Raw genomic sequence first — 13,304 nt, 5'->3', positions numbered from 1 at the left:
TAGATATTGTACAATTTACTGTCATTCTGAGCGAAACGAAGTGGAGTCGAAGAATCTATCTAATCTTAGATGTTTCCTTCGTCAGCATGACATTGAACCTATCCTTTTTAATTTAGAAATTGCTTATTGAATATTTTAAAAACAAAATAATTGACCAATGAATATTTAAACCTTATTTTTGCTCAACCTTAATCTCAACCCAAAAAAATGATTCTCGTAACAGGCGCCACAGGAATTCTCGGAAGAGTGATTGTTTTAGAATTACTAAAACGAGGAAAAACCGTTCGCGGAACCAAGAGAACATCAAGTGATTTGGAGGAAGTGCGTTCATCTTTTAAATTTTATACCGAAAATCCAGATGACTTATTCCAAAAAATTGAATGGGTAGATGTTGATTTTAATGATTTAAGTTCCTTACAAAACGCTTTGAAGGGTGTTGAGGAAGTCTATCATTGTTCGGCAAAAGTGAGTTTTCATCCTGATGACAAAAAGGAAATGTATCACACCAATATCGAAGGAACCAAGCAATTGTTGTATGCTTGCGAAGGTTCTTCTGTGAAGAAATTTCTGTTTGTAAGTTCTATTGCAGTTTTAGATGGATTTAATGAAAAAGGGGAATTAGACGAAAGTTCGGATTTCAATTCCAAATTAGAGCATTCGGCTTATGCTAAATCCAAACATTTCTCGGAAATGGAAGTTTGGCGCGCTTCTGCAGAAGGCCTCAATACCGTCATCATCAATCCCGGAATGATTATCGGAAGTGGAAACTGGAATCAAAGTAGTGGAACGCTTTTCAAGACTTTTAGAAATTCAAAATATACATTTTCTGGAGGTTCGGCTTATGTAGATGTCCGTGATGTGGCAAAAATTGCGGTTGAACTCATGGAACAAAATATTTTCGGAGAGCGTTTTATTTGCATTTCCGAAACCAGAGCCTATCAAGAGATTGGAAACACAATTCGAGCTAAATTAGGTTTGAGCAAAATGAAAATTATTTCCGATAAACTATTGAATTTGGCTTTACCACTGCGATTTTTGGGATTTTTAGTTCCATCACTTAAAATGATTAATCGTCCAAATATAGAAGCGGTAACCACCAATAACCCCATTTCTAATCAGAAAATCAGTGAAAAACTCGATTTTTCCTTTATTCCTGTTGAAGAAAGTTTAGAATTTCATTTAAATAACTATATTGCAGACCAACCATAATACAAGCGAATGAATCTTACCGAACTACTGAATACCAACGCAACGAAGTATCCTTTAAAACCTGTATTGGGATTCAAAAAGAAAGATGAATGGAAAGAAATTAATTGGAGTCTGTTTAGGAAATTAGTGTTCAGAACCGCAAATGCACTTAGGGCTTCTGGTATTAACGAAGGAGACCGAGTTGCCATTTATTCGGAGAACTCAGCAGAGTGGATTTGTCTTGACATGGCGATTTTGGCTTTGGGCGCGATTACCGTTCCCATCTACGCTACCAACAATCTGGAACAAGCGGAATATATCATCAACGAATCCGAATCGAAAATTATCTTGGTTGGAAGTCAGGAACAATACGACGCCAGCTACGAAATTTTGCAGAAAAGTAAGGTGCTTTCTCAGATTATCGTTTCTAAAAAAGCTATTTGGCTTAAAGAAAAACAAGGTGTTTACTTTGAAGACTTTGTGGAAGGTCAACCTGAAGATTTTGAGATTGTTCCGAAGGAAGATGATGATTTAGCGACTTTGATTTACACTTCAGGGACAACAGGAGTTCCGAAAGGAGTGATGTTAACACACGGAAATTTCTTGAAATCCATTGAAGCGCATTTTGATTTCTTTAAATTCAAAAACTTTGAAAACGAACATTCTTTAGCGTTTCTACCTTTAACTCACGTTTTCGAGAGATGCTGGACCATTTTGTGTCTTTATGGTGGTGCCAAAGTTTCGGTTTTAGAAAATCCAAAACATATCGCTCATGCTTTAACGGATGTTAGACCAACGATGATGTGCGCGGTTCCGAGATTTTACCAAAAAATCTATGCAGGAGTTTTTGAAATGTTGAATGAAAGTTCGAATACGAAAAAGAAAATTTTCAATTGGGCATTGAGTGTTGGTGACGAATACGCAGAACTTCACAGAACCGAAAAAGAGATTCCTTTTTCTTTGAAATTTAAAAATAAGATTGCAGACCGTTTGGTGTTTAGCAAGATTAAAAATAAAATGGGTGGTAAACTTTGGTTTATGCCTTGTGGAGGTGCTTCTATTTCACCAGAAGTGACCAAATTTTTTGAAGCTTTGGGCATTCACGTGACAGTAGGTTATGGCTTGACGGAGACTACTGCGACTTTAACGGCATTTCATTTTACGAAATTCGAGCATGGTTCCGCTGGAGTTCCTTTCGGGAATACTCAAATCAAAATCGGCGAAAACAACGAGGTTTTAGCCAAAGGAGACGGAATTATGAAAGGTTATTACAGAAAACCTGAAGAGACGGCTAAAGTTTTTACCGAAGATGGCTGGTTCAGAACGGGTGATGCTGGTTTAATAACCGAATCTGGAAGACTTTTTATTACGGACAGAATCAAGGATTTGATGAAGACTTCCAACGGAAAATATGTTGCACCACAACCCATTGAAAATCTTTTGTCTAACAACAGCTACATTCAGCAAGTGATGTTGGTAGCGGAAGGTAGACCTTTTGTTACGGCTTTAATTGTCCCGAATTTTGAATTTTTGGAGGAGCAACTCAAAAAAATGAATATTGCTTTCACGAATTGGAAAGAAATTTTGAACCTTAAAGAAATACAGGATTTGTATAGAAAAGTGATTGACGAAATTCAGCATTCGCTTCCTGGATTCGAAAAGGTGAAGAAATTTGTTTTGATGCCTGCGGAATTCGAAATCAGTTCGGGAGAAATCACACCAACACTCAAAATCAAAAGAAATATTGTTTTAGAAAAATATCAGCCTTTGATTGACGGAATGTATGCTTAATTAGATGCAAGAGCCGAGAGCCAAGAACAAAGACAAAAGATTCAATTAAAGTAAGTTAGATTTAAAAATGGAAGCAAAAAATCTATCAGATTTAACAGATGAAGAACTATTGCAAGAAGCAAAAAAAATGAAATCAAATTCGCTGATGAACGCTTTATTTATTGGTGTTTTGATAGGAATCATTTTTTATAGTGTCTATTCCAAAGTATGGGGATTATTTTTACTCTTTCCTATATTTCTAATTTATAAACTGGTAAACAAAAAAAGTAACTACGATTCTAAAGAAATAGAAAGAATATTGAAAGAACGAAATTTGAAATAAATCTTGAATAGGAAACAATTTTAAACTTAATTTTGTTTATTGAATTTGTCATTCCGACGAAGGGTGAATCTGAAATAATAAATGTTTGGATGCTTCGACTACACTGCAGAACTTCAGTCTGTGCTCAGATGGACAATATGAGGATTTTGAATTTCAAATGGAAAAAAGAAAAAAATGGAAACACAATTTATAGGAAAAACCGACTTTAATATCCGAAACCAAACGGCGTTTGCCAGTTGTCCAAGCAATATTGCACTCATAAAATATTGGGGGAAATACGAGAATCAGATTCCTGCCAATCCAAGTATCAGTTATACTTTGAATCATTGTAAAACCAATACTTCTATTGAATTTTTTGCAGGGGAAGAATTTTCGGTTCAGACTTTTTTGTCGGGAAATGAAGAGGTGAAATTTGCTGAAAAAATTGAAAAATATTTCAAAAATATCGAAAGTTATTTGCCTTGGATTCTTAAAGGAAGATACCTTATAAAAACCGAAAATACGTTTCCTCACAGCTCAGGAATTGCGAGTTCAGCTTCTGGATTTGGGGCTATTGCAAAATGTTTGATGGATTTGGATGAAAGTTTTGCAACCGATAGCCAAGATTCCGAATTCAAAATGAGAAAAGCCAGCTTTTTGGCGAGATTAGGAAGCGGAAGTGCATGCAGAAGTTTGTATAATGGTTTGGTTGTTTGGGGAAAAACGGAAGAAGTCGAAGGAAGTTCGGATCTCTATGCTGTGAAATATCCTGATAACGAAATCCATCCTATTTTTAAAAACTTCAATGACTGGGTTTTGTTGATTCATGAAGGTCAAAAATCGGTAAGTTCAACCGTAGGACATGGCTTAATGAAGACCAATCCTTATGCAGAAAGACGTTTCCAAGAAGCGCATGAAAATTTCAAAACGCTAAAAGAGATTCTAAAAATCGGAGATATGGAAGGCTTCATCAAATTGGTGGAACACGAAGCTCTAACACTTCATGCGATGATGATGATGAGTGATCCTGCTTTTATTTTGATGAAAACAGGTACGTTAGAAGTAATTAATAGAATTTGGGAATTCCGAAGAATTACAAGTTTGCCTTTGTTTTTTACCTTGGATGCTGGAGCGAATGTTCATCTTTTGTTTCCAAATGATATCGATAGAGACCGAATTACTAATTTCATCAACCAAGAATTACTTCCATTCGCACAAAAAGGAGGCGTTGTGAAGGATGATATGAGATGGTAAAGAATATTTGTTTGTCATTCTGAGCAGTCCGAAGTGGAGTCGAAGAATCTTTATAGATGCTTCCTTCGTCAGCATGACATTTTATATAGATTTAATTTATTTAAAAAAGTAGAATTCATCATTTAAATTTTATCTTAAATGAAAATCCATCATATTGCCATCATTTGTTCTGATTACGAAGTATCCAAAAAGTTTTATACTGAGACTTTAGGATTATCCATTTTGCGAGAAGTTTACCGAGCAGAAAGACAATCTTATAAACTCGATTTGGGAATTGGAGAACATTATGTTATTGAATTATTTTCTTTTCCAAATCCACCGGAAAGACCATCGCGACCAGAAAGTTGTGGACTACGACATTTGGCATTTTCAGTAGAAAATGTTGAAGAAAAACGAAATGAATTGATGCAAAAAGGACTTAATTGTGAAGATATTCGTATTGATGAATTTACCGATAAGAAATTCTTTTTCACAACCGACCCAGACAATTTGCCTCTTGAATTTTATGAGAGTTAAGCATAGAAATAAATTGATTTTGATGATAGTTATAATCATCTCACTTGCTATCTTTTTTATAATTGGGGATAATTTTTCTTTTGGAAGTTGGGGAAGAAATCGGACTATTGAATGGGGATAATATTTTTCCTAAATTTACTTAAATGAAATCAAAATTTAGAACGCTTCACTTGCTGTCGATTTTGCCAATTATTGTTATTGGTTATTTATTTTTTACTGGAGGTTTTCCAAATTTTAACAATGTCGAGTCAAATGAAAGTTGGTTTCGATTGCTGTTCCCATATTTTTTTGGATTCGCTGTTTTCATTTCTTTAATTAATTTTCATTCAGGTTTTAAGACATTGGCTTTAGCTCCCAATGAAATAGAAGTAATTTATATTTTTCCTCTTTTTAGTAAAACCATTAAGTGGCAAGATTTTGATTACTATGTTCTCGTCCAGGACAATTCTAATCAATACAAAAGAGAAATGATTTGGTTGATAAAGGATCAAAAAGTGAAACTCGTCATTCCCTCAAGATTTTATTCCAATTATGATCATATATTGAAATACATCTTGCAAAATTTAAAAGGAGGTGCACATTTCAAGACTTACTTTTGGGATCATTATTTGGCTTTTTTTGGAGGTAAAATTGCTAAATTACCCCTTCAAATGTCGAACAAAAATTAAGACCTTAATGAAATTATTTTATGTAATCCTTGGTGCTACGCCAAAAGGTAGAAATATAGAACAACACGATGTTTTCTTCGGAATTGCTGAAACTTTTGAAGATTTAATTCCCGAAATGAAAGCGTTTTGGAGCGATGCTAAAATCCACATCGACTGCTATCAAGAAGTTAAGTTTGCCGATGGTTACGAAATTAAAATTGTTGATAAACAGAATTCAAATTCGGAAGAAAATTTGTTTTTTATTAACCTTGGAGGCTATAAAGAAGGTTATTTTGAGGAATTTCACGAGCAACATTTGACGGTCGGGAAAACGATGGGAGAGGTCATCAAACGGGTAAAAGAAACCGAATTTTATAAAACCATGGGATTTGACGGAGCTGTTAGTCATGTTGATGACAAACATGGCGTAGATATCGATGATATCTACGATGTGCATGATTTGCTTTCGGAAAGTACAAAAGAAAAATATTCGATTGTTCTTGAAAAATCAAACTTAGAAAATCAAAAGAACTTTGTGAAAGTGGGATACATGAAGGTTTCTTAGATCATTGTTTTTAAATGATTAGTAACTAATTATTTAGCATTAATAATGGATGTTTCCTTTCTTACGAATGTCAATACTAAAATTTTGAAAATGAAAAATCTACTTTTAGTCTGTATTTTTATTTCGACTTGTGTCTTTGGACAATCTCAGGAGAAGCTCAATATCAAAAATACCATCAACGGATTGTTTGATGGTATGAAGAATGCTGATGCCAACAAGATAAAGCTGGCATTTTCGGAAAATGCGATTTTAGAAACCATTACCGCCAAATCAGAGGTCAAATCAGAGAAATTAGAAGATTTTGTAAGTTCTGTTTCAAAATTTAAGAGAGATGATTTGGATGAAAGGATAAAATTTGAAACCATTAAGATTGATGGTGATTTGGCAACTGTTTGGACTCCTTATCAGTTCTATTTTCAGGGTAAATTTTCTCATTGCGGTGTCAATCATTTTGTTTTGGTTAAGAAAGATAATATTTGGAAAATCAACTATTTAATTGATACGAGACGAAAAGAAAATTGTAAGTAGATTCTTCGGAAATACTTTTTTTCATTGCGTTTTCAGATGGTGATGTACTTTGATTTTCTTGGAGATGTTTGGTTTTTTGGAAGTGGTAGAACAATTGCTTCAATTTTATATTTTGCTTACTTTTGCGCAAATCTAAAATTAAATGAAAATAGGAATTCTCGGAGGTGGTCAATTGGGACGAATGTTTATTCAAGATGCATTGAAGTATGATGACGAGTTCCATGTTTTGGATCCTAATTCTGATTGTTCTTGCGCTTATATTTCTCATTTCAAACAAGGTAATTTTGATGATTATCAAGATGTTATTGATTTTGGTAAGGATAAAGATGTTATCACTATCGAGATCGAGCATATCAACACCGAAGCGCTTTTCGAGTTAGAAGCCGAAGGAAAAGTAGTGATTCCTAATCCGAGAATTATTAGTATTATTCAGCAAAAGATTTTACAAAAACAATTTTATCAAAATAAGGGAATTCCTTCGCCAGAATTTCAGATAGTTCATGGCAAATCCGAAGTGGATTTTCCTTTGCCTTTCGTTCAAAAACTTAATACTGGAGGTTATGATGGGAAAGGAGTTCAGTTAATAAAGGCAGAGGCTGATTTGCAAAAGCTCTGGGATGAACCTTCCGTGATCGAAAAATTAGTGGATATCGATAAAGAACTTTCGATTATTGTGGCTAAAAATCAGAATGGTGAAATTAGAACGTTTCCTGTTACAGAAATGGTTGCTGATCCCAAATTGAATTTGTTAGATTTCAATATTTGTCCAAGTCAAATTTCGGAGGACGTCCAGAATCAAATCGATGAAATTGCTCAAAAATTTATTAACGCTACGGATTCTCCGGGACTCTTTGCTATTGAATTATTTTTGGATAAAGATGGTAAAGTTTGGGTGAACGAGACCGCTCCAAGGTTGCATAATTCTGGACATCAGACTCAGGAAGGTAACGCTAATTCTCAGTTCGAACAATTTTATAGGACTTTAAAAAATCTTCCGTTGGCAGACACTGATGCTTTCGGCTTTAGCGGAATGCTTAATTTGGTAGGAGAGGAAGGGTATTCTGGAAAGGTCAAGTACGAAGGCTTGGAGGAAGCTCTCAAACTTCCAAAGACCTACATCCATCTCTATGGAAAAACCGACACCAAACCTGGAAGAAAAATGGGACACATCAATGTTTTAGCAGATTCACGAGAAGAGTTGATGGAAAAGTTAGTCCACATTAAATCCTTGGTGAAAGTAATTAGTCAATAGGAAAAAAGAAAATGCACCTTCAAAAAAAGGTGCATTTTTATTAGAAAATAATCTAGGTGACTATTTTATTTTTACTTTGTCAACAGTACTATTTACAGTTTCTTTTGCTGCATTTTTAGTATCAGTTGCAGCTGTATTAACAGCGTCTTTTGCTTCTGTAACTTTGATATCTACGGTAGTTTTTGCTTTATTTGTCGCATCTGTTGCAACATTTTCAACATCAGCTTTAACGTCTTTTGCAGCGTCTTTAACATCAGACACCGCTCCATTTACTGCGTCAGTTGCCCCTGCTTTTGCATCTTCGATTGCTCCAGTTGCTGTACTTTTAGCCGTTTCCCATGCAGCATTAGCTTCGTCAAGAGCTTTTCTTGCAGCTTCCTCAGCTACTTTGTCTCCTTTGGCAATCGCTTCATCTAATTTAGCTTGAGCTTCATCGATTTTAGCTTGAGCATCTGTTTCTGATAATACTCCAGTTTCAGCTGTAGTTCCTTCTATTTCGGTTTCTGTAGTAGATACGTTTTCTTTTTTCTCGCAAGAAGTTGCTACTAACAATACTGATGCACAAGCAATTAAAAAAGTTTTTTTCATTGTTTTTTTTGTTTAAAATTAATTTTGGGTAAAAAAAATAATTAGTCCATTCTAATCATTAATTTGACTCAAACATTTAAGTTTCAATAACTGTACCAATTTAACGTAATTTTGACAAGATTATTCTCATATGGACTTATTTTGGTAAAGCATGGCTTAGGAATATACTTTTGATTTTATCCTGTGATTGATTCATCGTCGGAGATAAATATTAGATAGTGACTCATATTAATGAGAGAAGGCAATCCTGGCTCAAGACTATAAGTCTAACAAGAACGATTGAAAATGAAAGCTTCAAAAAAATAAAACCGAAGCAAAAAACGTTTCTGCTTCGGTTTCAAATTTTATTTTGACTTTTATCACTTTTTAGAAACTAGAGATGAAAATTAATTCTCACTGCTGATACTCATGATTTTTGAAGTCATTCCTCTAGTAATTACTTGGGTGTCTATTGCGTCGGTTTCAAAGAAATCTTTTATTAATTTGTTGATTTTTTCGATGTCAAAAGCTTTACATGAAAAAACGTCTATCGCAACATAATTTTTTTCTGGCCAAGTGTGGATGCTGATATGACTTTCTTCTAGCAAAATAAATCCTGTAGCACCAATAGGTTCAAATTGTTTATAAGCCTCATCGACTTTATTAAGTTGTAGCTCATCAACAATTCTATTTAGAATTATTTTGACATCAGGAACCAAAGAGCAGTTTTTAGCATTGCATTGGTAGACATCCCAAATGGTGTGATGTCCAATATTGTTAAAACTTTCCTGCATACCTTTAATTACTTGCAGAATCTGCGACGATACGTTCTGGTTCTCCAACGATTACACCGCCACTTGCGGAATCACTAGTACTTCCTTCCTCTTCTTGAAGAGCCTGTTCTGATGTCATTATTCCGATGATTTCTTGCAAATCATAAAGCTTAATGACCACATCATAGTTGTCTTCTGCGTCCATTTCAATCATTTCAGGAAGTGGTTCTCGAGGCCCATAATCCCAAGAAACTGGGTTGATTAAGTCCTTGATAACTTCAAAGTTACCGTCCATTTCGATGCCGTAAAAATTTACTTTCTTGTTTGGAATCTCATGAGTGTAGGTAGCTTCGTATGTTTGGTCACCGTAGAACTCTTCTGCTTTTAGATATTCGCTTTTAGTAGGATTAATGAAGTAGGTACTCTCGGTAAAATTGTACTTGGTCACCGAATTATCCTCTAAGGTAATGGAATGCTCTCCTTTTCCCATTTCGACCCAGACAACTTCTTTTGCTGGGACTTCTACTGTCAAAGTATCAACTTTCACAATAATGGATTGGTCTGTAGGGTTGTCAATGGCAATATCGACATTATTGGAACAAGACAATAAAAATATAGATGTTACTAATAAAATAAGTGCTTTTTTCATAATAGTTTAGATAATGTAGTGTGAGACAAATTCGCTGTCATTGGAAATTATTTCCTTGTTTTCTGCGCGAAAATTAAGCGCTGATGGTTGCGTGGTGTAGAACACTCCTGGTTGATAATAATAATTTTCTTCATCCTTATCCAAAGGATAATATCTTTGATAGACTTTAGTTTGATTTCCAAAATCTCCTTTTGTTTCCAAGTTTTTGTTAGGAATTTTTACATTTTCACCCATTCTTCCATAGACTGGCTTTTCAACGTACTCTCTACCAAACAATGGAAAGGGGTCATCAAAGGTTTCTGCAATAAATGTATTAGGAAAATTCTTTGTAATATAGTTCAAGAAAAGTTTGTTTTGCCAAATCGCTGTATAAGCTGGATTAAGCACGATACAAAGGTTGTTTTCTATAATTCGGACAAGATTTTTTGCGAGTTCTGGCTCTTCATGGAACATCCAATCCCAAGGAATCATCTTGAACCATACATCTACCGGTTGATATTCGCCCCCAATCTCGAAGAAGATACCTTCATCCGCAAAAACTACGTTTTCTAAATCAGTATAAAAGGTTTCATATCCTGATTTGTGGGCAATATTGAGAAGAACGTTGCAATTGTTTTTGTCCTCGATATGACCAAATGATGAAGCTAAGAAAGAAGGTTGAGGAAACGGAATAGAAGCCTTTAGTCGAAGTAGGGTCGCTTCCACATCTTTTTCAAGATTGTTGAATTGTCCTTTTGACATGGGTATTTCCTGTAATTGCATTTTTTGCCAAACAATAGTTTCTGGAATGGTGCTACAAGTATCTGCATTGAATTCGATGATTCTAGCATTCTTCTCATCAATCCCTCCATTGATGTCAAATCGTCCCAATAGAAATGGATTGCGGTCTCTTTCTCTCCAAGATTTTTCGATCGCAGAATGAAAAAAAGAAGGAATCTGTAATTGTTGCAACGATTTTTCTGTAATGATTTTTTCGGTAGCTTGCTCAAAAAGCTTGTATCCTTCCTCAGTGATAAATCGATATCGACTAATTTCTGTTGAATACACTCCTAGGACTTCTTCATACAGATACTCATCTCCATAGAAGTTTTGCAAAGTCAACGGGAGCTCACTTTTTTTGAATTTTCTAACCTCTTTGAATCTGTTATCCTCCATAAGACCTGAAAGATTTTCCACCTCCATAACCTTTGGAAGAACCACCAGGAACGGTCACTCTTCTTGAAGTTGCAGATTTTTGAATGTCGTTTTTAAGACCTGTTGATTTATTGTAAGCCTCTGAGTTTTTGTAATAACTAGAGTTAGGAGATGTGTTGGCTAGGTTTCTGTTAAAAAACGCAGAAGCTAGAGAATACATAAGTACACCTCTTAACGCAGAATGCGTATGATTACCCGTTTGAGCTTCCGACTGTAGTTTTTGAAGCGATACCGTATCTACTTTTCCGTTAAGATAATGTACAATTGCAGTTGATTTTGCTTTTTCGTCAATGACTTTTTCATCAATGATTTTGAAATCGTCACCAGGTGCAACTTCCTCAACTTCGGTCACTGTACCTTTTGAGGATTCGTAGATTGTTGAGGTTTTTCCATCTTTAATTCTTGGGCTTCCGTCACCGCCGCCACAACTCTGTAAAACAAGCAATCCTGATACCGCAGCAATCAGGATCTTATTTTTATGATTAAAAAATGAAATTGGTGTGTGATTTTTTTTCATATTTGAATAATTTTACAACCAAATATAAAAATATTATCTTGAAAACAAAAATAAAAGTACTCTCATTTTCAGTATTTGTCGCAGGTGTTTGCTCAATAATTTACGAGCTTCTTATTAGTTCAACAGCAACATATTTTTTAGGAAATGGAGTGATGCAGTTTTCAATATTAATTGGAGTGTATATGTTTTCTATGGGAATTGGAGCTTATTTATCCAAATTTCTTCAAGATAACTCACTTCAGTTTTTTGTCCTGATTGAGATCGCACTCGGTTTTATTGGTGGAATATCGGTACCTCTGCTATATTTCCTCTTTGTCAATGTGGATCCCGCACTTTTGCAATCAGCTTGCCTCATTATCATGTTTTTTATAGGAATAATGACTGGGATGGAAGTTCCGCTATTGACTTTTATTAATGATAATACTAAGTACAAAGATAACCTATCCAATTTTTTGTCATTAGATTATATCGGTGGATTAATGGCAACATTGGTGTTTCCTTTTATTTTGCTGCCTTTTGTGGGACTATTTTATTCCTCGTTACTGTTTGGGGCAATTAATATTATTCTTGGGTTATGGCTCAATATTATTTTGGTTAAGAAAAGAAACAAAACTTTTTGGGCCGGTGTAGCGATTCTCATTCTTTTGATTGTTTTAACCTTCAAAGCAGGGACCTTACTCAAGGTTTGGGAGGAAAAAATCTACAAAAGTCCCATCATTGAAAATCTTCAATCTCCATATCAAAAAATTGTCATTACAAAGGAAAACGATGATGTCAAATTATATCTTAACCGAAGTATCCAGTTCAGTTCCAAGGACGAACATCGGTATCACGAGATGTTAGTCCATGTTCCATTGTTAATGCATCCGCAACCTCAAAATGTTTTGATATTAGGAGGAGGGGAGAATCTTGCAAGCAGAGAAGTACTCAAACATAGTTACATCAAGAGTATAGACGTGGTTGATATTGATGCAGCGATGTTTGATTTAGCAAAAAAAAACAAATATTTACTCCAAATTAATCAGAAAGCATCCTTGGATTCCAGAGTTCATTTGATCACCGATGATGCGTTCACTTTTTTGAGTAATAATATCAAAGAATATGATGTCATTATTGCTGATTTGCCTGACCCTTCTGTAGATGCGATTGCAAAATTGTATAGCAAACAATTTTTCGGTTTGGTGAGACGTAGTATGAAAGAAGACGGGATTTTTGTGACTCAATCAGGTGAAGTCTATTATTCTAACACCGCCTTTAGTTGTATCAAAAATACAGTTTCAGAAATATTTCCTTACGTCAAAACGTATCAGGTCTACGTTCCTTCCTTTGGATTTTGGGGTTATACGATTGCAAAGAACTCGGATTTTGATCAGAATGTTCATCGCAAAGTTCCAGGAGATCTAAAATTTTTAACCGAAAATGTGTTTCAAAATGCCTTTGAAATGCCCAAAGACATCAGTATTGTTAGTACAAAAATCAATACCATTGACAATCCAGTCGTTTTGGATTACTTTCTCGATGATTGGTACAAGTGGAAGAACGATATTATGACTAATTAATTT

Annotated in this window: 15 protein-coding genes; 10 read left to right on the top strand and 5 right to left on the bottom strand. The window is 34.8% G+C overall.

What is annotated here, in order from left to right:
• Positions 1-207 precede the first annotated feature (207 nt).
• The 9 genes from AC4AGG_RS12610 to AC4AGG_RS12570 all read left to right on the top strand — a co-directional run bounded on the left by AC4AGG_RS12610 (position 208) and on the right by AC4AGG_RS12570 (position 8,042).
• Positions 208-1,209 carry an NAD-dependent epimerase/dehydratase family protein gene (locus AC4AGG_RS12610; protein WP_489772363.1) on the top strand — a complete coding sequence of 334 codons (1,002 nt, stop codon included), beginning with the start codon at positions 208-210 and terminating at the stop codon, positions 1,207-1,209.
• A gap of 9 nt (positions 1,210-1,218) precedes the next feature.
• Entirely contained in the window at positions 1,219-2,979 is a 1,761-nt protein-coding gene (locus tag AC4AGG_RS12605; protein WP_489772362.1) for an AMP-dependent synthetase/ligase, read from the top strand.
• A 67-nt stretch (positions 2,980-3,046) separates the two neighbouring features.
• A complete protein-coding gene (locus AC4AGG_RS12600) occupies positions 3,047-3,301 on the top strand; it encodes an FUSC family protein (protein ID WP_489772361.1) in 255 nt (84 codons plus the stop codon).
• A gap of 174 nt (positions 3,302-3,475) precedes the next feature.
• Positions 3,476-4,534, top strand: coding sequence for a diphosphomevalonate decarboxylase (locus tag AC4AGG_RS12595; protein WP_489772360.1), 1,059 nt, complete (start codon positions 3,476-3,478; stop codon positions 4,532-4,534).
• 138 nt (positions 4,535-4,672) lie between these two features.
• On the top strand, positions 4,673-5,050 hold the full coding sequence (gene gloA2 / locus AC4AGG_RS12590) for an SMU1112c/YaeR family gloxylase I-like metalloprotein (protein ID WP_489772359.1): 378 nt from the start codon (positions 4,673-4,675) through the stop codon (positions 5,048-5,050).
• Positions 5,051-5,193: 143 nt separating this feature from the next.
• The gene (locus tag AC4AGG_RS12585) at positions 5,194-5,718 is read left to right on the top strand and encodes a hypothetical protein (RefSeq protein ID WP_489772358.1); all 525 of its coding nucleotides are present in this window, start codon (positions 5,194-5,196) and stop codon (positions 5,716-5,718) included.
• A 7-nt stretch (positions 5,719-5,725) separates the two neighbouring features.
• A complete protein-coding gene (locus AC4AGG_RS12580; protein ID WP_489772357.1) occupies positions 5,726-6,262 on the top strand; it encodes a DUF1543 domain-containing protein in 537 nt (178 codons plus the stop codon).
• A 90-nt stretch (positions 6,263-6,352) separates the two neighbouring features.
• Positions 6,353-6,790 carry a nuclear transport factor 2 family protein gene (locus AC4AGG_RS12575; RefSeq protein WP_489772356.1) on the top strand — a complete coding sequence of 146 codons (438 nt, stop codon included), beginning with the start codon at positions 6,353-6,355 and terminating at the stop codon, positions 6,788-6,790.
• 142 nt (positions 6,791-6,932) lie between these two features.
• Positions 6,933-8,042, top strand: a complete 1,110-nt coding sequence (locus AC4AGG_RS12570) for a 5-(carboxyamino)imidazole ribonucleotide synthase (RefSeq protein WP_489772355.1) — start codon at positions 6,933-6,935, stop codon at positions 8,040-8,042.
• Positions 8,043-8,102: 60 nt separating this feature from the next.
• On the opposite strand, the gene AC4AGG_RS12565 is transcribed toward AC4AGG_RS12570, so the two are convergent.
• The 5 genes from AC4AGG_RS12565 to AC4AGG_RS12545 form a co-directional block, all read right to left on the bottom strand.
• Complete coding sequence (locus AC4AGG_RS12565) at positions 8,103-8,630, bottom strand: hypothetical protein (protein ID WP_489772354.1); 528 nt, start codon at positions 8,628-8,630, stop codon at positions 8,103-8,105.
• A 386-nt stretch (positions 8,631-9,016) separates the two neighbouring features.
• Complete coding sequence (speD, locus tag AC4AGG_RS12560; protein ID WP_489772353.1) at positions 9,017-9,403, bottom strand: adenosylmethionine decarboxylase; 387 nt, start codon at positions 9,401-9,403, stop codon at positions 9,017-9,019.
• Between the two features lie 4 nt (positions 9,404-9,407).
• Positions 9,408-10,031: a hypothetical protein gene (locus AC4AGG_RS12555; RefSeq protein WP_489772352.1), complete on the bottom strand. Its 624-nt coding sequence runs from the start codon at positions 10,029-10,031 to the stop codon at positions 9,408-9,410.
• 6 nt (positions 10,032-10,037) lie between these two features.
• Complete coding sequence (locus AC4AGG_RS12550) at positions 10,038-11,186, bottom strand: glutathionylspermidine synthase family protein (protein ID WP_489772351.1); 1,149 nt, start codon at positions 11,184-11,186, stop codon at positions 10,038-10,040.
• Complete coding sequence (locus AC4AGG_RS12545; protein WP_489772350.1) at positions 11,176-11,742, bottom strand: Cj0371 family chemotaxis-regulating polar lipoprotein; 567 nt, start codon at positions 11,740-11,742, stop codon at positions 11,176-11,178. Before AC4AGG_RS12545 ends, AC4AGG_RS12550 begins: the two co-directional genes overlap by 11 nt.
• Positions 11,743-11,780: 38 nt before the next feature.
• On the opposite strand from AC4AGG_RS12545, the gene AC4AGG_RS12540 reads away from it, so the two are divergent.
• Positions 11,781-13,301 carry a polyamine aminopropyltransferase gene (locus AC4AGG_RS12540; RefSeq protein WP_489772349.1) on the top strand — a complete coding sequence of 507 codons (1,521 nt, stop codon included), beginning with the start codon at positions 11,781-11,783 and terminating at the stop codon, positions 13,299-13,301.
• Positions 13,302-13,304: the final 3 nt, after the last annotated feature.

Source organism: Chryseobacterium sp. CG10_8 (assembly GCF_058117085.1).
Note: the sequence above shows the minus strand (reverse complement) of the source record. Positions and strands in the feature narration are given on the sequence as shown.

What these genes read in the sequence shown, in the direction of transcription:
- AC4AGG_RS12610 (WP_489772363.1), top strand. Translation starts at nt 208, where the DNA reads ATGATTCTCGTAACAGGCGCCACAGGAATTCTCGGAAGAGTGATTGTT.
- AC4AGG_RS12605 (WP_489772362.1), top strand. Translation starts at nt 1,219, where the DNA reads ATGAATCTTACCGAACTACTGAATACCAACGCAACGAAGTATCCTTTA.
- AC4AGG_RS12600 (WP_489772361.1), top strand. Translation starts at nt 3,047, where the DNA reads ATGGAAGCAAAAAATCTATCAGATTTAACAGATGAAGAACTATTGCAA.
- AC4AGG_RS12595 (WP_489772360.1), top strand. Translation starts at nt 3,476, where the DNA reads ATGGAAACACAATTTATAGGAAAAACCGACTTTAATATCCGAAACCAA.
- gloA2 (WP_489772359.1), top strand. Translation starts at nt 4,673, where the DNA reads ATGAAAATCCATCATATTGCCATCATTTGTTCTGATTACGAAGTATCC.
- AC4AGG_RS12585 (WP_489772358.1), top strand. Translation starts at nt 5,194, where the DNA reads ATGAAATCAAAATTTAGAACGCTTCACTTGCTGTCGATTTTGCCAATT.
- AC4AGG_RS12580 (WP_489772357.1), top strand. Translation starts at nt 5,726, where the DNA reads ATGAAATTATTTTATGTAATCCTTGGTGCTACGCCAAAAGGTAGAAAT.
- AC4AGG_RS12575 (WP_489772356.1), top strand. Translation starts at nt 6,353, where the DNA reads ATGAAAAATCTACTTTTAGTCTGTATTTTTATTTCGACTTGTGTCTTT.
- AC4AGG_RS12570 (WP_489772355.1), top strand. Translation starts at nt 6,933, where the DNA reads ATGAAAATAGGAATTCTCGGAGGTGGTCAATTGGGACGAATGTTTATT.
- AC4AGG_RS12565 (WP_489772354.1), bottom strand. Translation starts at nt 8,630, where the DNA reads ATGAAAAAAACTTTTTTAATTGCTTGTGCATCAGTATTGTTAGTAGCA.
- speD (WP_489772353.1), bottom strand. Translation starts at nt 9,403, where the DNA reads ATGCAGGAAAGTTTTAACAATATTGGACATCACACCATTTGGGATGTC.
- AC4AGG_RS12555 (WP_489772352.1), bottom strand. Translation starts at nt 10,031, where the DNA reads ATGAAAAAAGCACTTATTTTATTAGTAACATCTATATTTTTATTGTCT.
- AC4AGG_RS12550 (WP_489772351.1), bottom strand. Translation starts at nt 11,186, where the DNA reads ATGGAGGATAACAGATTCAAAGAGGTTAGAAAATTCAAAAAAAGTGAG.
- AC4AGG_RS12545 (WP_489772350.1), bottom strand. Translation starts at nt 11,742, where the DNA reads ATGAAAAAAAATCACACACCAATTTCATTTTTTAATCATAAAAATAAG.